We start from the raw sequence: 23,964 nt of genomic DNA on the forward strand, positions 1-23,964 counted from the left end.
TCTTCGTTAAATCAAACTAGGCCAATGCGATTTTCAAATTAGGCCACTGAGGTCGGAAACAGGCCATTACCGCTCACCTTAAAAGAACATATTGCGAACAGAGAACAAAGATGGTACAAGTTCTCATCGTCAATCGAATCCCTTTAGATCCCTCGTCGTCCGTTTGTCCCGCTAGCGAATCCCCGCCATAAGGAGCACCCATGTCCGCCACTGCCCTGCGTATCGTCGAAGGATCCTCCATGGATAAGACCAAGGCCCTGTCCGCCGCGCTCTCCCAGATCGAGCGCCAGTTCGGCAAGGGGTCAGTGATGAAGCTGGGCAAGAACGATCGCTCGATGGATATCGAGACGATTTCGTCAGGCTCGCTTGGGCTGGACATCGCGCTCGGCGTCGGCGGCCTGCCGAAAGGCCGCGTGGTCGAAATCTACGGGCCGGAATCATCAGGCAAGACCACGCTGGCGCTGCACACGGTGGCCGAAGCCCAGAAGAAGGGCGGCATCTGCGCCTTCATCGACGCCGAACATGCGCTCGACCCGGTCTATGCCCGCAAGCTCGGCGTCAACATCGACGAACTCCTGATCTCGCAGCCCGACACCGGTGAGCAGGCGCTGGAAATCTGCGACACGCTGGTGCGCTCGGGTGCGGTCGATGTGCTGGTGGTGGACTCCGTCGCTGCCCTGGTGCCGAAGGCCGAACTCGAAGGCGAGATGGGCGATGCGCTGCCCGGCCTGCAGGCGCGGCTGATGAGCCAGGCGCTGCGCAAGCTCACCGCCTCGATCAACAAATCCAACACCATGGTGATCTTCATCAACCAGATCCGCATGAAGATCGGCGTGATGTACGGCTCGCCGGAGACCACCACCGGCGGCAACGCGCTGAAATTCTACGCCTCGGTTCGCCTCGACATCCGCCGCATCGGCGCGATCAAGGAACGCGATGAAGTCGTCGGCAACCAGACCCGCGTCAAGGTCGTAAAGAACAAGCTGGCGCCGCCGTTCAAGCAGGTCGAATTCGACATCATGTATGGCGAGGGCGTCTCCAAGATGGGCGAAATCCTCGACCTCGGCGTCAAGGCCGGCATCGTCGAAAAGTCCGGCGCCTGGTTCTCCTATGACAGCCAGCGGCTCGGGCAGGGCCGCGAGAACTCGAAGGCGTTCCTCAAGGCAAATCCCGACATGACCGCAAAGATCGAGGCCGCGATCCGCCAGAACTCCGGTCTGATCGCCGAACAGATTCTCGCCGGTCCCCCCGAGCGCGACGCCGACGGCGAAGAGCCGGCCGACGAATAGCACTTTCCGAAGTCTCGGATCGCATGATCCGGGTTTCGACATAGCGGGTGCTGAGGACGTTGAGTTGCCGACGTTCTCAGTGCCCGTGTTGTTTTGCGTATGCGGGTGAACTGACATGACGCGGTTGGTTTTGACATCGAGCGATTCGGCAGGCGGGTGTCTCCTGCGCGCCGGAGTCGGCGATATCGTTATTCCGCTTGGCTTCCGGTTCGTCTGGGACGAGTTGCCATCGGACGTGAAGCTGGAAGCCATGTTGGGGCCGGGCTCGCTGGACCATTTTCCACCGCACCGGCTTGGAGAGTTTCATTTGAAAGGGATGGGGGCGCTCGATCTCTGCGAGCGCTGCGAAGCCGTTGAATTCTGGTTTGATCCGGCCCCCAACGCGCAACTCATCCTCGTGCAGCTTCTGGATTGCTTGAGCTCGCGTGAGCGTAGTGTCTCGAAGCTGACCCTATTCCAGGCAGACGTCGACATTGCCAAACAGGTTCCGGAAGCGATTTCAGAATGGAAGCCTCCGGCTGTCAAAATCCGGAACGAGCATCTTGAAGCCGCCAGTTTGGCCTGGCAGGCATATCGACAGCCGACACCTCAACAATGGGCTGATTTGCTTCAGAAGGAAGTCAGCGCCCTGCCGCAGCTTCGACAGGTCGTGCTGGAGTTACTCGAAGAACTTCCCATGCCTTTAACCGGCCTGGGCGCGACCGAAATGCGAATGCTGGAACTGGTCGCTGCCGGTGACGCAACTCCGTTCGACGTCTTTCCGGGCCACAACAAGCGCAACACGCGACGTGTATTCGGCTATTGGGAGGTTGGCGAGCTGCTGGATGGGCTGGCGCGCGGTCCGGCACCTGCCGTGGCCGGCCTTGAGGAGGGACCGTTCACCGACGAGATGCATGCTGACGAGGTCCGTCTCGCGAGATACAGGCAGAGCAAACTGTCGCTGACCCCGCTCGGCGAGGCCGTTTTGGCGCAGGCTGAAGATTTCAGCCGGCACAATCCGATCCATCGCTGGTGGGGTGGGACGGAATTGACCAATGACAATCTGTGGCGATGGGCTCCGGCGAGCCGGGCGTTGATCAACGGGATGATGTGATGAAGCCTCTGATCCTGACCGGCTGGCTTACTCCGGAATTCACCGAGCCTGAATTCGCCGACCTCGCGGTTGATTTCTTCTTTCGCTTCGGCTGGGGATCGCTGCCTTCGCCGGATGAACTCGCAACCTATCTCGGGCCGTACACACCTGATGTCCAACCCGGGCACCACTGGTCGGACTTTGCCGGCCGGTGGGACCAGAGCGAAAACAGAAGTCGGAGGACGCTCAGCCTCGCTGAATTCTGCCAGCAATACGAGACCGCCGAATTGTGGTTCGACATCCAGCCTGATGCTCAGTTGAAATTGGTCTGGTTACTCGATTATTTCCGGTCTTATCCGGAGACTGTCGCCAAGTTGAGATTTCGTCTGGTTGACCTTGCAATGATCGAACTTCACGGTTTCGGTAAATGGCGCCCGCCGGCTGTCGATGTCACCGAAAAGGAACTTGAAGTGGCTGCGGCAGCCTGGCGGGCGTATAGGGCGCCGACGCCAGAGGCCTGTTTCGATCTGCTCGGCAAGGATTTGAGCGCCCTGCCGCTCCTCAAACCCGTCCTGGTCGATCTGCTCGAAGAACTGCCGTCGAGTTCGACTGGACTTGGCGCCTCGGAAATGCGGATGCTCGAGCTAATCGGGCGGGGATACTCGCTCACGAATGCACTCTTTCATCTCTACCAACTGCGCCAGACGCGCATCTTCGGCCAATGGGAATACGGCTACCTGCTGGACGGGCTGGCGTTCGGGCCCAAACCGGCCGTGACAGGTCTCGACGAAGAACTGCGTACACTCCACCGCGAAAATCTGCGGGGCCGGCATGGTGCTTACCTGCGAAGCGAGCTGTCACTCACCGAATTCGGCAAGGCCGTTCTCGCGCACAAGGCAGATTTTAGCCAACACAATCCGATCGACCGCTGGTGGGGCGGCACGCACCTGACCAACGACAATTTGTGGCGCTGGAATCCGGCGCTGATCGCGCCCTGACGGTGGTTCAGATAGATATTGCGTGACTGCTTCGTCATTCCGGGATGGTCCGAAGGACCAGACCTCAGGTGCGCAATTGCGCACCGGGGAATCTCGAGATTCCGGGTTCGCGCTAATGCGCGCCCTCAGATGCGCAATTGCGCGCATCGGGGAATGACGGCCTTTCGGCCGTCACTCCGCCGCCTGAGCGTAATCCTCCACCGGCGGGCACGAGCACACCAGGTTGCGGTCGCCATAGACGTTGTCGACGCGGCCGACCGGGCACCAGTATTTGTCTGTCCGCGACGTGCCGGCCGGGAAGCAGCCCTCGGCGCGGCTGTAGGCGCGGGCCCAGGCGTCGTCGGCGATGTCGTGCACGGTGTGCGGCGCGTGGCGCAGCGGCGAGGCCTCGATCTTCCAGCGGCCCTTCTCGACCTCGGCGATCTCGTTACGGATCGCAATCATGGCGTCGCAGAAGCGATCCAGTTCCGCCTTCGATTCGGATTCGGTCGGCTCGATCATCAGCGTGCCCGGCACCGGAAAGCTCATGGTCGGGGCGTGGAAGCCGTAGTCGATCAGCCGTTTCGCGATGTCGTCGACGGTGACGCCGCTGGTCGCTTTCAGCGGGCGGGGATCGACGATGCATTCATGCGCGACGCGGCCTTTTGCATTCTTGTACAGCACCGGAAAATGCGGATCGAGTTTGGTCGCGATGTAATTGGCGTTGAGGATCGCGATCTCGGTCGCCCGCGTGAGGCCTTCGCCGCCCATCATCAGAATGTAGATGTAGGAGATCGTCAAGATCGAGGCCGAGCCGAACGGGGCGGCCGACACCGGCCCGATCGGATGCGGCACGGTGCCATCGGTCGCGGGATGACCAGGCAGGAAGGGCGCCAGATGCGCCTTGACGCCGATCGGTCCCATGCCGGGGCCGCCGCCGCCATGCGGAATGCAGAACGTCTTGTGCAAATTGAGGTGGCTGACGTCGGCGCCGTAATCGCCGGGGCGCGACAGGCCGACCTGCGCATTCATGTTGGCGCCGTCGAGATAGACCTGTCCGCCATGGCCATGCACGATGTCGCAGATATCGCGGATGTGCTCCTCGAACACGCCGTGCGTCGAGGGATAGGTGATCATGATCGCGGCGAGATTTTTCGAATGCTTCTCGGCCTTCGCCCGCAGATCATCTACGTCGACGTCGCCTCTGATGTCACAGGCGACCACCACCACCTCCATGCCGACCATCGCGGCGGAGGCCGGGTTGGTGCCGTGCGCGGAAGAGGGGATCAGGCAGATCTTGCGATGTGGCTCGCCGTTTGCTGCGTGATAGCCGCGGATCGCCAGCAAGCCGGCATATTCGCCCTGCGCGCCGGAATTCGGCTGCAGCGAGATCGCGTCATAGCCTGTGATGTCGCACAGCGCTTTCTCAAGCCGCCGGAATAGCACGTGATAGCCGTTGGCCTGCTCGGATGGCGCAAACGGGTGCAGATTGCCGAACTCGGGCCAGGTCAGCGGGATCATTTCCGCCGTGGCGTTGAGCTTCATGGTGCAGGAGCCGAGCGGAATCATCGCGCGGTCGAGCGCGAGGTCGCGATCGCTGAGCTTGCGCATGTAGCGCAACAGCTCGGTCTCGGAACGGTGGGTGTGGAACACGGGATGGGTGAGAAACGCGCTGTCGCGTTTGAGAGCGGAGGGCAGCGTCTCGCGTGCGGTTACCTCGATGTCGGAATAGGCAAGCTTGCCGCCGAACGCGCGCCACACCGCTTCGACCGTCGCTTGTGTCGTGGTCTCGTCCAGCGCGATGCCGAGCGTGTGTTCACCGATGCGCAGATTGATATTTTCAGCGTGCGCCCGGACGATGATCTCGCTCTGCCTGGCACCCACATCCACCGTCACGGTGTCGAAGAACGCCTCGCTCTTCAACGCAACGCCCAGTTCTCGCAAGCCTGCCGCGAGCACGGTGGTCCGGCGATGCACGGTGCGCGCGATATGCGTCAGTCCCTCGGGGCCATGATAGACCGCGTACATCGAGGCGATCACCGCCAGCAGCACCTGCGCGGTGCAGATGTTGGAGGTAGCCTTTTCGCGGCGGATATGCTGCTCGCGGGTTTGCAGCGCGAGGCGGTAGGCCGGCTCGCCGCGCGAATCCACCGACAGCCCGACGATGCGGCCGGGCAGCGAGCGCTTCAGCCCATCGCGCACCGCCATATAGGCGGCATGCGGCCCGCCATAACCCATCGGCACGCCAAAGCGTTGCGCCGATCCGATGGCGATATCGGCGCCGAGTTCGCCGGGCGAGGCTAGCAGCGTCAGCGCGAGCAGATCGGCGGCGACGACGGCAAGCGCCCCCTTGGCGCGCAGCGCGGCAATCACGGGGCGCAGATCACGCACCGCGCCGGAACTGCCGGGGTATTGCAGTAGCGCGCCCAACACGTCCGCCTTGTCGAGATCGGCGAGGGGATCGCCGACGATCAGTTTCCAGCCCAGCGGCTCGGCGCGGGTACGCAGCAGCGCCAGCGTCTGGGGATGCACGTCCGCATCGACGAAGAACGATTTGCTCTTCACGCCAGAGAAGCGCTCCGCCAGCGCCATCGCTTCGGCCGCAGCCGTCGCTTCATCGAGCAGCGAGGCGTTGGCGACATCGAGGCCGGTGAGGTCGCAGATCATGGTCTGGAAGTTGAACAGCGCCTCCAGCCGGCCCTGGCTGATCTCGGGCTGGTAGGGCGTATACGCCGTGTACCAGGCCGGGTTCTCCAGGATGTTGCGCTGGATCACCGCGGGCAGGATGGTGCCGGAATAGCCCTGGCCGATCAGCGAGGTGAACACCTGGTTCTGCGCGGCAAGTTCCCCCATATGCGCGAGCGCTTCGGTCTCGCTCAACGCGTGCCCGAGATCGAGCGGCGTCTTCTGCCGGATCGAGGACGGCAGCGTCTGGCTCATGAGTTCGCCGAGGCTTTTCACGCCGACGCTCTCCAGCATCGCTGCGATGTCGCGGGGCGAGGGGCCGATATGGCGGCGCACGAAATCGGTGGCGGGTTCGTTCAGGGGCTTGAAGGGCGCGTTCATGGGTGCCTCGCTGGAATATGCAATCTCGGTGTCGTGCCCGCGAAGGCGGGCATCCAGTACGCCGGGAAATCAGCGATGGAGCCGACAGGCCGCGGCGTACTGGGTCGCCCGGTCAAGCCGGGCGATGACAGCGAGTGTGTGGTCGCAATTTGCTTCATCTTCTCACGCGGTGTGCTTGGCGTAGGCGGCCTCGTCCATCAGGCCGTCGAGTTCGCTTTTGTCTGCAATCTTCAGCTTGAAGAACCAGGCTTTGCCGGCGGCATCGGAATTCACCAGCGCGGGCTCGGCGGCGAGCTCCTCGTTGACTTCGAGCACGTCGCCGGAGATCGGCGCGTAGACGTCGGAGGCGGCCTTGACGGATTCGACGACCGCGGCGGCTTCCGCCTTCTTCAGGCTGCGGCCGACCTTGGGCAGTTCGACGAACACGACGTCGCCGAGTTGCGACTGCGCGTAATCAGTCACGCCGATGGTGGCGACATCGCCCTCGATGCGGAGCCATTCATGGTCTGTCGTGTACAGGGTCGTCATCAGATTACCTCAGCGTTTATAGGTGTTGGGAACGAATGGCGTGGGGGCGACCTGCAGCGGCAGGCGCTGACCGCGGACTTCGGCGAACACTTGCGTCCCCGATGCGGTGAGGGACGACGGCAGATAGCCCATCGCGACCGGGGCATTGAGGGTCGGGCCGAAACCGCCTGAGGTGACCTTGCCGATCGGTTCGGCAGAGGTCGCGTCGGCAAACAGCACCGCGCCTTCGCGCACCGGCGCGCGGCCTTCGGGCCGCAAGCCAACGCGGCGACGCGATGCGCCTTTTTCAAAATGGGCCAGAATAATTTCGGCGCCGGGAAAACCGCCGGCGCGCGCGCCGCCGGTGCGGCGGCTTTTCTGCACCGACCATTCCAGCGCGCCCTCGACCGGAGAGGTCGTGGTGTCGATGTCGTGGCCGTACAAGCAAAGCCCGGCCTCGAGCCGCAGGCTGTCGCGTGCGCCCAATCCGATCGGCAGCACGTCGCTGTTTTCCAAAAGCGCCGTCACCAGCGCTTCGGCATGCTCGGCCGGAACCGAAATTTCAAAACCGTCTTCGCCGGTATAGCCGGAACGCGAAACGAAGCAGTCGAAGCCGGCGACCTTGCGCGGACTGGAGTCCATGAATTTCATCGCGGACACGTCTGCACAAAACTTGGACAACGCCGATTCGGCTTTCGGCCCCTGCAGCGCGATCAGTGCCCGATCGGCCAGCGAATCGATCACGCAGGCCTCCGAGAGATGCGCGCGCAGATGCGCCTCGTCCTCGACCTTGCAGGCCGCGTTGACCACCAGAAACAGATGGTCGCCGAAATTCGCCACCATCAAATCGTCGAGAATGCCGCCGTCGGGATTGGTGAACTGCGCATAGCGCTGCCGTCCGGGCGCCACCGCAACGATGTCCTGCGGCACCAGCCGTTCCAGCGCCAAAGCTGCGTCCTCGACCTTGCCGGACTTCGGCCGCAACGCGAGCTGGCCCATATGCGAGACGTCGAACAGGCCGGCGGCGCTTCTTGTGTGCTGGTGTTCCCTGAGCACGCCGGCGGCGTACTGCACCGGCATCTCATAGCCGGCGAACGGAACCATCTTGCCGCCCCGCGCCACATGGAGCGCGTGCAAGGGTGTGTGAAGTAAAGGAGATTCGTCGCGTGCCAGCATTCAGGGACCCTCCAGGGTTCGGGGGCCAGTCCCCAAAAACCCAAAGAAAGCCCCATCTGTCGCTGTGCCTGAGAGTATTATCCCGTCGGCGGACACGTCAGGGCCAAAGCCCTTCGGCGTCTCTTTCCAGATGCTAGTCCGTCACGGGGTCCGTTTGCCTGAGAGTTTCCGGGGCGGTTGCTCCTTCGGCGCCGGCGCTTAAGCCGATCTCTCCCGACGTGACGTCTTGAACAGGGGTAAGGAAAACACGGCGCCACCATGGCTGTCAACGCACGGCGGCAGCTATCAACCAGTCTTGTGTGCTGCGGCAAGCCTATGATCCGCCTGCACAGTTTCTGGACACCGCCATTGGCCTTGTCTAAAAGCGTTCGGCCGGCAGAAAAGGCTATTTGCGGCCTGACCCGGTCCTATTTCCGATTGGATGAACATGAGCGGCGTCAACGAGATCAGGTCGACATTTCTGAATTACTTCAAGGCGAATGGTCATGAGATCGTGGCCTCGTCGCCGCTCGTCCCGCGCAACGACCCGACCCTGATGTTCACCAATGCCGGCATGGTGCAGTTCAAGAACGTCTTTACCGGCGTCGAGAAGCGCCCGTATCAGCGCGCCACCACCTCGCAGAAATGCGTCCGCGCCGGCGGCAAGCACAACGACCTCGACAATGTCGGCTACACCGCGCGCCATCTCACTTTTTTCGAGATGCTCGGCAATTTCTCGTTCGGCGACTACTTCAAGGAGCGTGCGATCGAGCTTGCCTGGAACCTGATCACCAGGGATTTCGGGCTGAAGAAGGACAAGCTGCTCGTCACCGTCTATCACACCGACGACGAGGCGGCCGCCCTTTGGAAGAAGATCGCGGGCTTTTCCGACGATCGCATTATCCGCATCCCGACCTCGGACAATTTCTGGGCCATGGGGGATACCGGGCCCTGCGGTCCCTGCTCGGAGATCTTCATCGACCGCGGCGAGCACATCTGGGGCGGGCCTCCGGGCAGCCCGGAGGAGGATGGCGACCGCTTCCTCGAATTCTGGAACCTCGTCTTCATGCAGTTCGAGCAGGTGACGAAGGAAGAGCGGCTGCCGCTGCCGCGTCCATCGATCGACACCGGCCTCGGGCTGGAGCGCATGGCCTGCATCCTGCAAGGCGTTGAGAGCGTATTCGAAACCGATCTGTTCCGTCACCTGATCGATGCTACCGCATCCGCGCTCGGGGACGGACCGCAGGAGCAGAACGTGGCGTCGTTCCGCGTCATCGCGGACCATCTGCGCTCCTCCGCCTTCCTGATCACCGACGGCGTGCTGCCCTCGAACGAGGGCCGCGGCTATGTGCTGCGCCGGATCATGCGCCGCGCCATGCGCCACGCGCAGTTGCTTGGCGCGCGCGATCCCTTGATGCATAGGCTGGTCTCGGCGCTGGTGCGCGAGATGGGGCAGGCCTATCCGGATCTGGTGCGCGCGGAAAAGCTGATCGAGGAAACGCTGCGGCTGGAGGAAACCCGCTTCCGCAAGACGCTGGCCCGCGGCCTTTCCATTCTCGACGAGAAGAGCAGTTCGCTGAAGAAGGGCGACATGTTCGACGGCGATACCGCGTTTACGCTGTACGACACCTACGGCTTCCCGCTCGATCTCACGCAGGACGCGCTGAAATCGCGCGGCATCAGCGTCGATCTCGCCTCGTTCACCGATGCGATGGAAAAGCAGAAAGAGAAGGCGCGCGCGTCGTGGTCCGGAAGCGGCGATACCGCGAGCGAGAACATCTGGTTCCCGCTGCGCGAAAAACTCGGCGCCACGGAATTCCTTGGTTATGAAACCGAGAGCGCCGAGGGCGTGATTTCGGCGCTGGTGAAGGACGGCAAGGACGCCGACAGCCTCAAGGCGGGCGAGACCGGTTCGATCGTCCTGAACCAGACGCCGTTCTATGCGGAGTCCGGTGGCCAGGTCGGCGACACCGGCGTGATGATCGGCGAGGGCGTCAGGTTCCGTGTCACCGATACGCAGAAGCGGGCCGGCGATCTCTTCGTGCACCAGGGCACGGTGGAGCAGGGCACGCTGAACGTTGGCACCGCCTTGCAACTCGAGGTCGATCATATCAGGCGTTCCTCGATCCGCTCGCATCACTCGGCGACGCATCTGCTGCATGAGGCGCTGCGCCAGGTGCTCGGCGATCACATCGCCCAGCGCGGCTCGCTGGTGGCGCCGGATCGCTTGCGCTTCGATTTCGTGCACCAGAAGCCGATCACGGCGGAAGAACTCGCGCGGATCGAGGATATCGCCAACGAGGTGGTGCTGGAGAATGACGAGGTCACCACGCGCCTGATGGCGGTGGACGACGCCCGCGAGGCCGGGGCGCGCGCGCTGTTCGGCGAAAAATATGGCGACGAGGTGCGCGTGGTGTCGATGGGCAGGCAGGCCCGCGAGCAGGGCCAGAACGCGCTCGGCTGGTCGGTGGAATTGTGCGGCGGCACCCATGTGCGCCGTACCGGCGACATCGGCCTCATTTCAGTGACTGGGGAAAGCGCGGTTGCCTCCGGCGTCCGCCGCATCGAGGCGCTGACCGGACGTCATGCGCGCAAGCACGCCAACGACACCATGCAGCTTGCGAGGAACGCGGCGGGCGAACTGCGCACCTCGGTCGAAGAGATGCCGGCACGCATTGCCGCGCTGGTGGAAGAGCGCAAGAAGCTCGAGCGCGACCTGTCGGATGCGCGCAAGAAGCTCGCGATGGGCGGCGGAGGCAATGGCGCTGCGGCTGCCGGCGGCGTGCGCGAAGTCGGCAACGTCAAGCTCCTGGCGCGTGCGGTCGAAGGCGTCGAGACCAAGGACCTCAAGAGTCTGGTCGACGACGGCAAGAAGCAGATCGGATCCGGCGTGGTTGCGATCGTCGGCGTCACCGAGGATGGCAAGGCCGGCGTGGTGGTCGGCGTCACGGCCGACCTGACCTCGCGCTTCAGCGCGGTCGATCTCGTCAAGATCGCCTCCGCGACGCTCGGCGGCAAGGGCGGCGGCGGACGGCCCGACATGGCACAAGCCGGCGGGCCCGACGGCGCCAAGGCCAATGCCGCGTTGACGGCGATCGAACAGGCGATGGCCGGCGCGTAGCGACGCGCTACGTGATAGCCGGGGACGCGCCCGAAGACTAGGCGCGTCGATCAGGGTTTGCGCAGGAACACATAGTCCGCCGAGTAAGGCACGTTGAGGAAGCTGCCGATGGTCTCGCAGGCGCCGTCGCGCTTGCCGCCTTTGGTGTTGATCCGCTGCACAATGGTGGCATCTGCGAGGACGCCGCTGCCGCGCCGGGAGGTTACTTCGAGCTTCAGCCAGGGAATGTCATTCGCGGTCGCGCCGGGGGCGTTGCCGGCGACCTTGGCGGCCACCGGGCTGCCGTCGCTGTGTTCCCAATTCGGTCCGGCGTAGTGGCGGCCGACGGTCTTGCCGTCGGCGAGCAGCGTCGCGATCGGTTCGCGGAACGACCAGATCGCCTTGCCATCGGCGCCGGCCTTGCATTCATAGACCTGCGCGCCTTCGGCATGCAGGGTCACGACGACGCTCTGGCCGGGCGCCGCGATGGCGTCGGGAAGCGGGTCGCCGGCGTGCGTGATCGCTGAACTCGCTGACAGCAGGAGGACAATCGCGGCAATCCGATGTGGAAGCATGGCGATACTCCAAACTCGTCATGGCGAGGAGCGAAAGCTTTGCTCGCCATGACGTCGATGGGTCTTGCCGAGGCGGCTTACTTCGCCGCCATCGCCTTGGTGAGGTTTTCCGCGACCTTGTCGAGGAAGCCTGTCGTGGAGAGCCAGCGCTGGTCGGCGCCGACCAGGAGCGCAAGGTCCTTGGTCATGTAGCCGGCCTCGACGGTGTCGACGCAAACCTTCTCCAGCGTGTCGGCGAACTTCGCCAGTTCCTCGTTATTGTCGAGCTTGGCGCGGTGCGACAGGCCGCGAGTCCAGGCGAAGATCGAGGCGATCGAGTTGGTCGAGGTTTCCTTGCCCTTCTGGTGCTCGCGGTAATGCCGCGTCACCGTGCCATGCGCGGCCTCGGCTTCCACGGTGTCGCCGTCCGGCGTCATCAGCACCGAGGTCATCAGGCCGAGCGAGCCATAGCCCTGCGCCACCGTGTCGGACTGCACGTCGCCGTCGTAGTTCTTGCAGGCCCAGACATAGCCGCCGGACCACTTCATCGCCGCCGCCACCATGTCGTCGATCAGGCGGTGTTCATAGGTGATCTTCTTCGCCTCGAACTTGGCCTTGAATTCCTTGTCGTAGATGTCCTGGAAGATGTCCTTGAACCGGCCGTCATAGGTTTTCAGGATGGTGTTCTTGGTCGACAGATAGACCGAATAGCTCTTGGCGAGGCCCTGGTTGAACGAGGCGCGGGCGAAATCGGCGATCGAGTCGTCGAGATTGTACATCGCAAGCGCAATGCCGGCGCCCGGCGACTTGTAGACTTCGCGCTCGATCACCTGGCCGTCTTCGCCGACGAATTTCATCGTCAGCGTGCCCTTGCCGGGGAACTTGAAATCGGTGGCGCGGTACTGGTCGCCGAAGGCGTGACGGCCGATGATGATCGGCTTGGTCCAGCCGGGCACCAGGCGCGGCACGTTCTTGCAGATGATGGGTTCGCGGAACACCACGCCGCCGAGGATGTTGCGGATGGTGCCGTTGGGCGACTTCCACATTTCCTTGAGGCCGAATTCCTTCACCCGGGCCTCGTCCGGGGTGATGGTGGCGCATTTGACGCCGACGCCGACCTTCTTGATGGCGTTAGCGGCGTCGATGGTGACCTGGTCATTGGTCTTGTCGCGGTATTCCATCCCGAGGTCGAAATACATCAGGTTCACGTCAAGGAACGGGTTGATCAGCTTGTCCTTGATGTACTGCCAGATGATCCGGGTCATCTCGTCGCCATCGAGTTCGACGACGGGGTTGGTCACCTTGATTTTTGCCATGACGGAGGGGGCCTTTTTTGGAAAACCGCGCGTTTAGCGGCGGATGGGATGGTGGTGCCGTCGCTATAGCACCCGAAAACGCGGGCTGGAAGGCGCAGATATGGCTGGTTTTCAGGCGAGCCCGAAACGCCGTTCCAGCCAGCTTCGCGCCTTGCCCGGCGGCATGGCGCGGATCACCGCGGCGGCGTTGCGATTCTGCCGGTGCTGGATCTCGGCGATGTGCAAATAGAGCCGGGCGGCACGCCAGCTGCGGTCCGGATGGCACAGCTCCAGAATTCTGCGCCACACCGCATTGGCATGGCTGGGATGCTCCGCGAAGCAGGCGCGCCAGAGAATCTCAAGCGCATAGGCCTGCGATGCGTGAGGCTCAATTCGAGAGGCCAAATCGAGGCATTTTTTGAGCTCGCGCTCGGCGTAGACAAGCCGCCCTTGCTTGAGTGCCACGCCGATCGGCCATGCCATCACGGCCACCGTGCCATAGGCGTCATGGCATGATAGCGCCTCACGCGCGGCTTCTTCCAGGATCGACAAGGCGGCGCCCGGGTCCGCGTATTCCGCAACCGATGCTAGCGCCTGGACGCGATACCACGCATCGGGGCAGCCGCGCGCCGCGGCCAGCGCCTTGGCGGTGTCGGTCGGCGCCAGTTGTCCCGCCCGTTGACGGCCGATCAGGGATGCATGTGAAGGCCTTGGGGTATGCGGAAAGCGTTGCTGCTGGGAAGACATGAGGCTTGGTCGCGGCGCGAGCCGGCGCGGTTCGCTCCAAGGCCTGCCACAGGCTCGATCAGGATCAGAACGCCGCCTGCGTCGCCGTTCCCGCCACCACGTACCAGGTTACGAACAGGCCGCAGATCAGCGCGCCCGGCAGGCTGGAGCCGGTCCGCCGCCAGGTGAAGGTCGCGACCACGGCGCAGATTGCCAGGAGCGGCACGAACTGGATGGCGACGATGGTCGACAGCGGCACGAAGCCGGGATCGGGCAGCGGGTTGAACAGTTTTCCGGTCAGCCACAGCGTGCCGTATTGCAGCACCAGCAGCACGATGAAGCCCAGCGTCAGCGCCAGGATGTTGGTGAGGTAAAGGGTGGCGCGGCCCGCCGCCATGGTCGAGAAATTCCGGTGCAGCACATGCAACGCCACCACGAAGAACGCGGTGAACGGCACCAGATAGATCAGGAAAATCAGCGCCTGCTTGGCGCTCATCAGCTTCAGCGCCACGATCCAGAACCGGAAGTCGATCTTGAAGGCGAGGTCGGCCAGCCACAGCGCCGCATAGCCGATCGCGATCGTGGCGACCGCGATGATGACCGACTGGCCTACGACCCCGGCCCGGCTGGCCCGCTTCGGCGCGAACGGCATCAGGGCCAGCGTGATCAGGGCATTGATGATCGCCCAGACCATGATCTGGTTGGTAATCCCCTGCGGCAGCCAGGCCGACGGCTTTACAAAAGTGCCGGCCAGCGCGAAGGCAGGATAATAGGTCAGCGCCGGGATGAACGCCGACAGGATGAAGGCCGCGGTCCAGCGCCGGCCGCTCGCCGCCGAATGGGCCGGCATGGTGCCATCGGCGATCTCGGGCAGCCGCAGGCGGGAATACATCGTGGCTTCCAGCAGGGCATCAAAGGCCCCGATCAGGAGGGCGACAAAGCCGAGCAGGGCGATCAGCGTGCCGACTTCCTTGCGGACCCAGATCTGGTCGTCGGCCGGCAGCGGCGTGCCGCCCTTCAGGGTTTTGGCGAACCAGTCGAGGCTGTAGCCGATCGCTTCATGGGAGATGTGCTCGGCCGGGTGGGTGATGGCGGGGGTGTAGAGCACCCGCGCGGTTCCCTGGGCGATGTCGCCATAGACCTTGCCCGGCTCGACCGGCCCCTGGGTGCCGAACATCGCCCACAGCTTCGGGCTCTGGGTGACGTCCCGGGCCCGATCGACGCCCCACATCAGGGTCGAAAATTCCTCGTATTGGGCGAACACGAGCGCCGTGTTCCGCGGCCAGGTCGGGGTGCCGTCGGCGGCGAACGGCTTGCCGGTGGACGAGCCCTCCAGCACCATCGACTTGTAGTCGTTGGGCATGGCGGTTGCGGCGGCCAGCACGGTCCAGCCACCCATCGAGTGACCCTCGAGGCCGATATTGGTCTTGTCGACGAAGTCGAGGCTGCGGAGGTAAGCCAGCCCGTCCGGACCACCAAAGCCGTTGGCGAAAGCGGGCGGGTCGCTATAGCCGTGACCGGTCTGGTCGAGGGCGAGGACGACATAGCCGCGGCGGGCGAATTCGATGGCAAAGCCGTCCTGGGTCTCGCGCGAATTGATGTAGCCATGGACCGCCAGAATCCCCGGCGCCGGAATCTGCGGCGTGGCATTCGCCGGGATATAGAGCAGGGCACTCATGGTGTTGCCCTTGGCGCCCTTGAACCTGACGTCCTGGATCCGGATGCCGCCGGAGGTCTGGGTCAAATGGGCCAGCAGTCCGCCGGCCAAGATGAGGAGGATGCCGACAATCGCCAACGACCATCTGCCGCGCATGGACGTCTCCTCTTGAGGCCTCAGCCGTTGAACCGGCCGCCTGTTTGTTTGCAGCTTCGCTTTGGGTGTGATTGTTAGCCTATCCGAAAGCCGTGCGCGTACAAGCCGCGAGCGATCAAGCCCAATTCAGGCTTTGACCGAACTTTCGGAAACGCTACTAAGCCCGTTGTCCGGCTTGGGAATTCTGGCCGCTGTTGCGGTCGATCATTGAGACATGGAATGAGGTTTTGAATCAGGTGCTTCGCATGCTGATTCAAAACCTTCAGAAGTTGAATCAGCTTCCGAACTAGAATCAGAAAGTGACGCAGGATATGTCCGGGTCTGGGACCGATAAAACCAAGTCTGGTTTGGACTTAGCTGGACCTGTTGTGATCCTTGTCGAACCACAGCTCGGCGAGAATATCGGCATGGCCGCGCGAGCGATGGGCAACTTCGCTCTTTCTCGTTTAAGAATCGTGAATCCGCGCGACGGCTGGCCGAACATCGCCGCCCAACGTGCGGCGGCGGGTGCCGACCAGATTCTCGAGAGTGCCGAATTGTTCGACACCGTCGAGCAGGCGGTCGCGGATCTGACCCTGCTGTTTGCGACCACCGCCCGCGCGCACGACCAGGCCAAGCCGGTGGTCGCGCCATCAGATGCCGCGGTCGAAATCGCAGCCCATGTCGCCAACCGAGGCGGGGCCGGCATCATGTTCGGCCGCGAGCGATACGGCCTCCAGAACGAGGAGGTCGCGCTCGCCAACCGGATCATCACCTTCCCGGTCAACCCCGGTTTCGCCTCCCTCAATCTGGCGCAGGCGGTGCTTTTGATCGGCTATGAGTGGTTCAAGCTATCGACCGGCGGAGCGCTGCCGTTCGCGATGCCCGAACGGTCCGAGCCGGCCTCCCAGCACCAGATGCAGGCCTTCTTCGACAACCTCGTCCGGGAACTCGACAAGGTCGAGTTCCTGCGCCCGGCCGAGAAGCGGGACACCATGCTGGTCAACCTGCGCAACATCTTTACCCGGATGGACCCGACCAAGCAGGACATGCACACCCTCCATGGGGTTGTCATGGCGATCGCCGAGGGGCGCAAGGGTCCAGCCAAGGGCGGTGTGCTGGACGGCGAACAGGCGACCCGATTGCGGGCGCTGCTGGCTGAACATAGCCAGGCGGCCTCACCGTCGGAGAGCGGCGGAACCGTCCGCGGGCTTGCCCGATTGCTGCGCCGTAACCCGACCGACGCCGAGCGGATGCTGTGGCAGGCGCTGACCCGGGACCGCCGCTTCGCCGGCCAGTTCAAACGCCAGACCCCGGTCGGCCGCCACATCCCGGACTTCGTCTCCTTCGTGCACCGGATCGCGATCGAGCTGGTCAACCCGACCGAGTCGGAGGCGATCGTCGCCGACCGCGCCGCGCGGCGGAACTGGCTCGAGGCCCGCGACTACCGGGTGGTCGAGATGCGGGTGGCGGATGTGGAGAGGGATCTCGAGGCCGAGCTGGGGCGGCTGGAGGCGAGCCTTCGGCAGGCCGGTTAAGACAAGTCAGTTCCGATCAGGCACTGGCCTGCCGCGAACGGGCGGCCGAAATCCCCAGTGCCTTCATGCGCGACGCCAGCGTGGTTGGCTTCAGGTCCAGCATCGCGGCGGCGCCGCCGGCGCCGAACACCTTGCCGTTGCAGGCGGCAAGGGCGGCCAGGATGTTGGCGCGCTCGTGATCGCGCATCTCGGCTGACGTCATCACGGCCGGCCGCACATCGCTCTTCTGGCGGCTGGCGCCGGCCGGCGAATGCGCGCCTGCATTATCCGGCAGGTCGATCCGCAACCGGCCGTTCTGCGACAAGATCGCGGCGCGCTCGATCACGTTCTGCAGTTCGCGGACATTGCCGGGCCAGTCGTAACGCTGCAGCCGCCGCGCATCGCCTTCCGACAGACGCAAATCGGACTTCAGCTCGTTGCTCTCGCTCATCAGAAAATGCTGGGCCAGCAGCGGGATGTCCTCGCGGCGGTCGCGCAGCGGCACCGACTCCACCGGAAACACGTTGAGCCGGAAATACAAATCCTCGCGAAACCGGCCGCGCTGCACTTCCTGCTTCAGGTTCCGGTTGGTGGCGGCGATCACCCGGACGTCGACGGTTCGGGTGCGCTCCTCGCCGACCCGCTCGAAATTGCCTTCCTGCAGCACGCGCAGCAGCTTGCCCTGTAGTTCCAGCGGGATTTCGCCGACCTCGTCGAGAAACAGCGTGCCGCCATCGGCGAGTTCAAACCTTCCGATGCGGTCGCGCACCGCACCGGTGAAGGCGCCTTTGACGTGCCCAAAGAATTCACTCTCGAACAGTTCGCGCGGGATCGCCGCGCAGTTGACGCGGATCAGCGGCCGGTCACGGCGGTTGCTCGCTTCATGGATGGCGCGCGCGATGAGTTCCTTGCCAGTGCCGGATTCGCCCGTGATCATCACCGCCGCCGTGGTCGGTGCGACCAGTTTGACCTGGCGCAGGGTCTTCTGGATCGCCTCGCTCTGGCCGATGATGCCGCGCGGGTTGGTCTCGATCCGGATTTCTTCCTGCAGATAGGCGTTTTCAAGTTCCAGCCGCTCGCGCAACCGGTCGACTTCGGCGAGCGCGGCGTGCAGTTTTTCGTCGGCCTCGCGGCGGTGGCTGACGTCGCGAAACACGATCACGGCGCCCACCACCGTGCCGCGGTCGCGGATCGGCGTCGATGTGTACTCGACCCAGACCGGCGAGCCGTTCTTGCGCCAGAACACCTCGCCATCGACGTTGTGGATCGCGCCATCGCGGAACGCCGCATAGATCGGACAGTCCTCATCGGGGTAGTGACTGCCGTCATGGTGGCTGTGGTGAACGATCGGATGAATGGCCTTGCCGACCAGTTCCTCGGCGGTCCAGCCCAGCATCCTTTCTGCGGCCGGATTGACGAAGGTGGTCTTGCCCTCGGCGTTGACGCCGTAGATGCCTTCGCCGGCGGCGCGCAGGATCAACTGGTTCTCGCGCTCGATGTCCTGGAACACCCGCTCGACGCGCTGCCAGGCGGCGAGCCCGCCGCGCATGTGGTCCTCGGCGGTGGCATCGACGTTGCGGCGGCGGCGCTGTTCGAGGTCGCTCATCGTGAGCAGAATCAGCGCGCGTCCATCATGCGGCAGCATCGATCCCGTATATTCCAGCCGCAGCTTCTGGCTGGTGGCGTGGCGCGGCGTCAGCGCGTTGGTCCAGTAGGCGCCCTTGTCGAGCACGGCCTGGCTGAACACGATCAGCGCAGGCACTTGCCCGGCATGCAGCGCGCTGAATTTGGTTTCCCGCAGCAGCGTGCGGTCATAGCCGAGCAGGGTGCAGGCGGCGGGATTGGCATCGATAATCTCGTCGCTGTCGGGATCGAGCAGCAGCGTCGGCTCGACCAGATAGTCGAAGGTGAGGGTACGCAGATCAGAATCGCGCGGTGTCGCGGCATGCAAATGCGGCGTCGGGTCCATTCCCAAAACTCCGAGAATTCGTAATTTGACTACGATTTTTCGTGTATCACGAATTCTCGTAATCACCAACAATCCAGCTAAACAGCTGCAACAATTCGGCAAACGCGGCCGGATCGGGCTGGCACACTCCTTGCGTAATTGACCTCAGCGTCACGCAGGAGGTTTCATGTCCACGTTCGACAATCCGTTCGACCCCGCCCGCCGACTCCATGCCCAGGGTTGCAGCTGCGGCAGGCACGTTAGCGATGCCGAACATGATGCCGCCGCGCAGCTTGCGCTGCAGCAGGCGGTGGCGGCTTCCGAAGAGGCCCGCTTCGAGAACGTGGTCGCATCCGCCGTGATGCGCGCGATGTTTCCGCAGGATGTGGCGCGCCGCGCCTTTCTGAAATCGGTAGGTGCGGCGACCGCCGCTGCCGCGCTGTCGCAATTCTTCCCGCTGAAGACCGCGACCGAGGCCTTCGCCCAAGGCGGGCCGCTGGAAAAGAAGGACCTCAAGGTCGGCTTCATTCCGATCACCTGCGCGACGCCGATCATTATGGCGGCGCCGATGGGGTTTTACTCCAAGAACGGCCTCAACGTCGAAGTCATCAAGACCGCCGGCTGGGCCGTCATTCGCGACAAGACCATCAACAAGGAATACGACGCAGCCCACATGCTGTCGCCGATGCCGCTCGCGATCACCATGGGCGTCGGCTCCAACCCGCTGCCCTACACCATGCCGGCGGTCGAGAACATCAACGGCCAGGCGATCACGCTCGCGGTCAAGCACAAGGACAAGCGCGATCCGAAGACCTGGAAGGGCTTCAAGTTCGCCGTCCCGTTCGACTACTCGATGCACAATTACCTGCTGCGCTATTATCTCGCCGAGCACGGCATCGACCCGGATGCCGACGTGCAGATCCGCGCCGTGCCGCCGCCGGAAATGGTCGCCAACCTGCGTGCGGACAATATCGACGGCTTCCTCGGCCCCGATCCGATGAACCAGCGCGCGGTCTATGACGGCGTTGGCTTCATCCACATCCTGACCAAGGATATCTGGGAGGGGCATCCCTGCTGCGCCTTTGCCGCATCGAAGGAATTCATCACCTCGATGCCGAACACCTATAGCGCGCTGCTCAAATCGATCATTCAGGCCACCGCGTTTGCCCACAAGGCCGAGAACCGCAAGCAGATCGCAGAGGCCATCGCGCCCGCGAATTATTTGAACCAGCCGCAAATCGTGCTCGAGCAGATTCTCACCGGCACGTTTGCTGATGGCCTTGGCAATGTCGTGAACCAGCCGAACCGCGTCGATTTCGATCCGTTCCCGTGGCAGTCCTTTGCGATCTGGATCATGACGCAGATGAAGCGTTGGGGGCAGCTCAAGGGCGACGTCGACTATGCCGGCATCGCGGCGCAGGTCTATCTCGCCACCGACGCCACAAGGCTGATGAAAGAGGCGGGGCTGACGCCGCCGACCACCACCACCAAGAGCTTTTCGGTGATGGGCAAGACCTTCGATCCGGCCAAGCCCGAGGATTACCTCGCCAGCTTCAAGATCAGGAAGGCTTCGTGATGAGCGATGGTCTCGTGTCCCGGACGCAATGCAGCGCGCAGCACGGAGTGCGTAGCGGTGCGTTGCTGAGCCGGGACCGCCACACGCGCGGTGGGTCCCGGTTCTGCGGAGCATCACTACGCTTCGCTTCGTGCTGCACCGCGCCCGGGGCACGGATATCACAGCCATGACCTCCTCTTTACGTTTCCGCGCGGCGATCGTGTCGCTTGCGCTGTTCGCCGCGTTCCTCGGCATCTGGCACATTTCGACGCGAGGCACCGGCACCGTCGCCAACATGACGCCGGAATACGCCAAGCTGATGGGCCTGACCGCGACCGCCGGCAAGTCGGCGATGCCGGGACCGCTCGATGTCGGCGCCAAGCTGTGGGAGCACCTGAAGAGCCCGTTCTACGATAACGGGCCGAACGACAAGGGGCTCGGAATCCAGCTCGGCTATTCCATCGCCCGCGTCGCCCTTGGATATTTCCTGGCTGTGATCGTCGCGATACCGCTCGGCTTCCTGATCGGGATGTCGCCGCTGTTCAGCAAGGCGCTCGACCCGTTCATCCAGGTGTTGAAGCCGATCTCGCCGCTCGCCTGGATGCCGCTCGCGCTCTACACCATCAAGGATTCCAGCATTTCCGCGATCTTCGTGATCTTCATTTGTTCGGTGTGGCCGATGCTGCTGAACACCAGCTTTGGCGTCGCGGCCGTACGCAAGGAATGGATCAACGTCGCGCGCACGCTCGAAGTCGGGACTGTGCGCCGCGCCTTCACCGTGATCTTGCCGGCGGCGGCGCCGACCATTCTCACGGGTATGAGGATTTCGATCGGTATCGCCTGGCTCGTGATCGTCGCGGCCGAGATGCTGGTTGGCGGCACCGGCATCGGCTACTTCGTCTGGAACGAGTGGAACAACCTTTCGATCACCAACGTCATCATCGCGATCCTGCTGATCGGCATCGTCGGCATGCTGCTCGACCAGATCCTTGCGCGGTTCACGCGCATGGTCACGTTCCCGGAGTAGAGCGATGACCGACAAATTCATCTCGATCGAAGGTATCGCGCGGCGTTATCCCGGCGCCGACGGTGGCCAGATCAGCGTGTTCGAGGATCTCTGGCTGTCGATGTCGCGCGGCGAATTCGGCTGCGTGATCGGACATTCCGGCTGCGGCAAGACCACGGTGCTCAACATCCTCGCCGGCCTCGACGAGCCCAGCGAAGGCGCCGTCATCGTCGACGGGCAGGCGATCGAAGGCACCAGCCTCGACCGCGCCGTGATCTTCCAGAGCCACGCGCTGCTGCCGTGGCGCACGGTGCTCGGCAATGTCTCCTATGCCGTCACCTCGAAATGGCGCGACTGGGACCGCGCCAAGGTGAAGGCGCATGCGCAGAAATTCATCGACCTGGTCGGGCTGACCGGCTCCGAGCACAAGCGCCCGTCGGAATTGTCTGGCGGCATGAAGCAGCGTGTCGGCATCGCGCGGGCGCTTTCGATCACGCCAAAAATCATGCTGATGGACGAGCCGTTCTCCGCGCTCGACGCGCTGACGCGCGGCACGCTGCAGGACGAGGTGCGCCGCATCTGCCTGGAGACCGGACAGACCGCCTTCATGATCACCCATGACGTGGATGAGGCGATCTACCTCGCCGACAAGATTTTCCTGATGACCAACGGCCCCGGCGCGGTGCTGGCGGAGATCGTGGAAAATCCGCTGCCAAAGGATCGCGGCCGCATCGATCTGCACCGCCATCCCTATTACTACGCGCTGCGCAACCACATCGTCGATTTCCTGGTCAGCCGCAGCAAGACCTTTGCGGCCACTGTAGCCAATCACGATCCGCGCAACGTGCCGATCGTGCGGCCGGGCCTGAGCGAGCCGACCATCGTCGCGTCGCCGAAAATGATCGAGGCCAGCCCGGCTCAGACGATCGCCCGTTAACATTCACCAGGAGACCTGACATGAAACGCGAAGACCTCACGGAAAAGCTGCTCGACATCAAGCGCGAAAAGGGCTGGAGCTGGAAGCATATCTGCGAACAGATTGGCGGCTATTCCGAAGTGCTGATCGTCGGCGCCATCCTCGGCCAGATGAAACTGACCAAGCCGCAGGCCGCGAATGCCGGTGAGCTGTTCGGCCTGTCGAAGTCGGAAGTAGCGATGCTGAACGAGGTGCCGATGCGCGGCACCGGCACACCGATGCCGCCGACCGATCCGTTGATCTATCGCTTCTACGAGATGGTGCTGGTCAACGGCCCGGCATGGAAGGCGCTGATCGAGGAAGAATTCGGCGACGGCATCATGTCGGCGATCGACTTCGACATGGCGATGGAACGCGTCGCCAATCCGAAGGGCGACCGGGTCAAGATCACGATGTCCGGAAAATTCCTGCCGTACAAATATTACGGCGCCACGGGGAATGTGCCGGAGTATGGGTTCAAGGAAGGGTAAAAGGACGCGAATGGCGAGTGGACGTTCCCATTCGCTATTCGCCACTCCCTATTCGCTCCTTAAGAACGCCGCCCTGACTTCCTTGATCGGCGCCATCTCGCGCACATAGGTGAATGCGCCCTGATCCTTCATTTCGCGGGCGCATTTCAAGAACGCGGCGAGCGCCACGCGCGCCATCGCGCCGCCGACGCTGATGCGCTTGACGCCGGCGGCGGCAATCTGCGGCACGGTCAATGTCGGATCGGCAAACCCCATCACCAGGTTGAAGGGTTTTCCGATCGACGACACCACGGTGCGGATGGTGTCGATGTCGTGCACGCCAGGCGAATAAAGCACGTCGGCGCCGGCGGCCTCGAACGCCTGCAAGCGCTTGATGGTGTCGTCGAGATCGTTGCGGCCGTGCAGCAGGTTCTCGGCCCGCGCCGTCAGCGTGAACGGGAAGGGCAGCGCGCGGGCGGCCTCGACCGCCGCATGCACCCGCTCGACGGCGAGGGCGAAATCGTAAATCGGCCGCCGGGGATCGCCGGTTGAATCCTCGATCGAGCCACCGACCACGCCGGCATCGGCCGCGCGCGCGATGGCCTTGGCGGCAGTCTTCGGGTCATCGGCGCCGCAATTCTCTAGATCGGCATTAACGGGCAGGTCGGTCGCGTCAGCAATGGCACGGCAATTCTCGATGATGGCATCGAGGCTGACAGTGGCGCTGCCGAGCGTGTTGGCAAGCCCGAGGCTCGTGGTCGCAAGCGCCTCAAAACCCATCGCGGCGAGTAGTTTGGCGGTGCCGGAGTCCCACGGGTTGGGGATGATGAAGGCGCCGGGCCGCGCGTGCAGGGCGCGGAACAGTTCGGCTTTTTCCATCTGGCTGCGCATGGTCTTTCCCTCAATTGGTTGCTTCGCGGCCAAACGTAGGAGGCTTCCTTCCATCAGTCTAATTTGTTATTTCTCTTCCCATCATCAGC

Annotated in this window: 18 protein-coding genes and 1 riboswitch; of the genes, 9 read left to right on the top strand and 9 right to left on the bottom strand. The window is 63.5% G+C overall.

Annotated elements, in window-relative coordinates; genetic code table 11:
* Positions 1–200 precede the first annotated feature (200 nt).
* From recA to JQ574_RS04610, 3 genes are all read left to right on the top strand, one after another.
* A complete protein-coding gene (gene recA / locus JQ574_RS04600; protein WP_192734187.1) occupies positions 201–1,289 on the top strand; it encodes a recombinase RecA in 1,089 nt (362 codons plus the stop codon).
* Between the two features lie 115 nt (positions 1,290–1,404).
* Positions 1,405–2,382 carry a hypothetical protein gene (locus JQ574_RS04605; protein ID WP_212204476.1) on the top strand — a complete coding sequence of 326 codons (978 nt, stop codon included), beginning with the start codon at positions 1,405–1,407 and terminating at the stop codon, positions 2,380–2,382.
* Positions 2,382–3,359: a hypothetical protein gene (locus JQ574_RS04610; RefSeq protein WP_212383333.1), complete on the top strand. Its 978-nt coding sequence runs from the start codon at positions 2,382–2,384 to the stop codon at positions 3,357–3,359. Before JQ574_RS04605 ends, JQ574_RS04610 begins: the two co-directional genes overlap by 1 nt.
* A 171-nt stretch (positions 3,360–3,530) precedes the next feature.
* On the opposite strand, the gene gcvP is transcribed toward JQ574_RS04610, so the two are convergent.
* The 3 genes from gcvP to gcvT form a co-directional block, all read right to left on the bottom strand.
* Entirely contained in the window at positions 3,531–6,404 is a 2,874-nt protein-coding gene (gcvP, locus tag JQ574_RS04615) for an aminomethyl-transferring glycine dehydrogenase (protein ID WP_212204486.1), read from the bottom strand.
* 162 nt (positions 6,405–6,566) lie between these two features.
* Positions 6,567–6,932: a glycine cleavage system protein GcvH gene (gene gcvH / locus JQ574_RS04620; RefSeq protein WP_212204488.1), complete on the bottom strand. Its 366-nt coding sequence runs from the start codon at positions 6,930–6,932 to the stop codon at positions 6,567–6,569.
* Between the two features lie 9 nt (positions 6,933–6,941).
* Positions 6,942–8,087: a glycine cleavage system aminomethyltransferase GcvT gene (gcvT, locus tag JQ574_RS04625; protein ID WP_212204490.1), complete on the bottom strand. Its 1,146-nt coding sequence runs from the start codon at positions 8,085–8,087 to the stop codon at positions 6,942–6,944.
* A gap of 136 nt (positions 8,088–8,223) precedes the next feature.
* Positions 8,224–8,314, bottom strand: a riboswitch (glycine riboswitch).
* 200 nt (positions 8,315–8,514) lie between these two features.
* On the opposite strand from gcvT, the gene alaS reads away from it, so the two are divergent.
* A complete protein-coding gene (gene alaS / locus JQ574_RS04630; RefSeq protein ID WP_212204492.1) occupies positions 8,515–11,187 on the top strand; it encodes an alanine--tRNA ligase in 2,673 nt (890 codons plus the stop codon).
* Between the two features lie 50 nt (positions 11,188–11,237).
* Here alaS and JQ574_RS04635 read toward each other — a convergent pair whose 3' ends face one another.
* The 4 genes from JQ574_RS04635 to JQ574_RS04650 form a co-directional block, all read right to left on the bottom strand.
* Entirely contained in the window at positions 11,238–11,741 is a 504-nt protein-coding gene (locus tag JQ574_RS04635) for a DUF3455 domain-containing protein (protein ID WP_212204494.1), read from the bottom strand.
* Between the two features lie 77 nt (positions 11,742–11,818).
* The gene (locus JQ574_RS04640; protein WP_212035084.1) at positions 11,819–13,036 is read right to left on the bottom strand and encodes an NADP-dependent isocitrate dehydrogenase; all 1,218 of its coding nucleotides are present in this window, start codon (positions 13,034–13,036) and stop codon (positions 11,819–11,821) included.
* 111 nt (positions 13,037–13,147) lie between these two features.
* Positions 13,148–13,567: a hypothetical protein gene (locus JQ574_RS04645; RefSeq protein WP_212204503.1), complete on the bottom strand. Its 420-nt coding sequence runs from the start codon at positions 13,565–13,567 to the stop codon at positions 13,148–13,150.
* 259 nt (positions 13,568–13,826) lie between these two features.
* Positions 13,827–15,554, bottom strand: coding sequence for a S9 family peptidase (locus tag JQ574_RS04650; protein WP_212204509.1), 1,728 nt, complete (start codon positions 15,552–15,554; stop codon positions 13,827–13,829).
* A gap of 311 nt (positions 15,555–15,865) precedes the next feature.
* On the opposite strand from JQ574_RS04650, the gene JQ574_RS04655 reads away from it, so the two are divergent.
* Entirely contained in the window at positions 15,866–17,071 is a 1,206-nt protein-coding gene (locus JQ574_RS04655; RefSeq protein ID WP_212204987.1) for a TrmJ/YjtD family RNA methyltransferase, read from the top strand.
* 16 nt (positions 17,072–17,087) lie between these two features.
* Here the strand turns inward: JQ574_RS04655 and JQ574_RS04660 are convergent, their stop codons facing one another.
* Positions 17,088–19,019, bottom strand: coding sequence for a sigma 54-interacting transcriptional regulator (locus tag JQ574_RS04660; protein WP_212204510.1), 1,932 nt, complete (start codon positions 19,017–19,019; stop codon positions 17,088–17,090).
* 166 nt (positions 19,020–19,185) lie between these two features.
* Here JQ574_RS04660 and JQ574_RS04665 point away from each other — a divergent pair, with 166 nt between their 5' ends.
* The 4 genes from JQ574_RS04665 to cynS all read left to right on the top strand — a co-directional run bounded on the left by JQ574_RS04665 (position 19,186) and on the right by cynS (position 23,005).
* Positions 19,186–20,574 (top strand): CmpA/NrtA family ABC transporter substrate-binding protein, encoded by a 1,389-nt coding sequence (locus tag JQ574_RS04665; RefSeq protein ID WP_212383335.1) that lies wholly within the window; start codon positions 19,186–19,188, stop codon positions 20,572–20,574.
* A 166-nt stretch (positions 20,575–20,740) separates the two neighbouring features.
* Entirely contained in the window at positions 20,741–21,580 is an 840-nt protein-coding gene (gene ntrB / locus JQ574_RS04670; RefSeq protein WP_212204514.1) for a nitrate ABC transporter permease, read from the top strand.
* Between the two features lie 4 nt (positions 21,581–21,584).
* Positions 21,585–22,496 (top strand): ABC transporter ATP-binding protein, encoded by a 912-nt coding sequence (locus JQ574_RS04675; protein ID WP_212204516.1) that lies wholly within the window; start codon positions 21,585–21,587, stop codon positions 22,494–22,496.
* 20 nt (positions 22,497–22,516) lie between these two features.
* On the top strand, positions 22,517–23,005 hold the full coding sequence (gene cynS, locus JQ574_RS04680) for a cyanase (RefSeq protein ID WP_212204518.1): 489 nt from the start codon (positions 22,517–22,519) through the stop codon (positions 23,003–23,005).
* Between the two features lie 48 nt (positions 23,006–23,053).
* On the opposite strand, the gene JQ574_RS04685 is transcribed toward cynS, so the two are convergent.
* Positions 23,054–23,875 (bottom strand): oxaloacetate decarboxylase, encoded by an 822-nt coding sequence (locus tag JQ574_RS04685; RefSeq protein ID WP_212204519.1) that lies wholly within the window; start codon positions 23,873–23,875, stop codon positions 23,054–23,056.
* Between the last annotated feature and the right edge of the window lie 89 nt (positions 23,876–23,964).

Origin of the sequence: Bradyrhizobium sp. AUGA SZCCT0158, from assembly GCF_018130065.1 — a bacterium.
Taxonomy (GTDB): Bacteria; Pseudomonadota; Alphaproteobacteria; order Rhizobiales; family Xanthobacteraceae; genus Bradyrhizobium.

What these genes read in the sequence shown, in the direction of transcription:
- JQ574_RS04605 (WP_212204476.1), top strand. Translation starts at nt 1,405, where the DNA reads ATGACGCGGTTGGTTTTGACATCGAGCGATTCGGCAGGCGGGTGTCTC.
- JQ574_RS04665 (WP_212383335.1), top strand. Translation starts at nt 19,186, where the DNA reads ATGTCCACGTTCGACAATCCGTTCGACCCCGCCCGCCGACTCCATGCC.
- recA (WP_192734187.1), top strand. Translation starts at nt 201, where the DNA reads ATGTCCGCCACTGCCCTGCGTATCGTCGAAGGATCCTCCATGGATAAG.
- JQ574_RS04685 (WP_212204519.1), bottom strand. Translation starts at nt 23,875, where the DNA reads ATGCGCAGCCAGATGGAAAAAGCCGAACTGTTCCGCGCCCTGCACGCG.
- gcvH (WP_212204488.1), bottom strand. Translation starts at nt 6,932, where the DNA reads ATGACGACCCTGTACACGACAGACCATGAATGGCTCCGCATCGAGGGC.
- JQ574_RS04655 (WP_212204987.1), top strand. Translation starts at nt 15,866, where the DNA reads ATGTCCGGGTCTGGGACCGATAAAACCAAGTCTGGTTTGGACTTAGCT.
- JQ574_RS04640 (WP_212035084.1), bottom strand. Translation starts at nt 13,036, where the DNA reads ATGGCAAAAATCAAGGTGACCAACCCCGTCGTCGAACTCGATGGCGAC.
- JQ574_RS04635 (WP_212204494.1), bottom strand. Translation starts at nt 11,741, where the DNA reads ATGCTTCCACATCGGATTGCCGCGATTGTCCTCCTGCTGTCAGCGAGT.
- JQ574_RS04660 (WP_212204510.1), bottom strand. Translation starts at nt 19,019, where the DNA reads ATGGACCCGACGCCGCATTTGCATGCCGCGACACCGCGCGATTCTGAT.
- gcvP (WP_212204486.1), bottom strand. Translation starts at nt 6,404, where the DNA reads ATGAACGCGCCCTTCAAGCCCCTGAACGAACCCGCCACCGATTTCGTG.
- alaS (WP_212204492.1), top strand. Translation starts at nt 8,515, where the DNA reads ATGAGCGGCGTCAACGAGATCAGGTCGACATTTCTGAATTACTTCAAG.
- JQ574_RS04650 (WP_212204509.1), bottom strand. Translation starts at nt 15,554, where the DNA reads ATGCGCGGCAGATGGTCGTTGGCGATTGTCGGCATCCTCCTCATCTTG.
- JQ574_RS04610 (WP_212383333.1), top strand. Translation starts at nt 2,382, where the DNA reads ATGAAGCCTCTGATCCTGACCGGCTGGCTTACTCCGGAATTCACCGAG.
- ntrB (WP_212204514.1), top strand. Translation starts at nt 20,741, where the DNA reads ATGACCTCCTCTTTACGTTTCCGCGCGGCGATCGTGTCGCTTGCGCTG.
- gcvT (WP_212204490.1), bottom strand. Translation starts at nt 8,087, where the DNA reads ATGCTGGCACGCGACGAATCTCCTTTACTTCACACACCCTTGCACGCG.
- cynS (WP_212204518.1), top strand. Translation starts at nt 22,517, where the DNA reads ATGAAACGCGAAGACCTCACGGAAAAGCTGCTCGACATCAAGCGCGAA.
- JQ574_RS04675 (WP_212204516.1), top strand. Translation starts at nt 21,585, where the DNA reads ATGACCGACAAATTCATCTCGATCGAAGGTATCGCGCGGCGTTATCCC.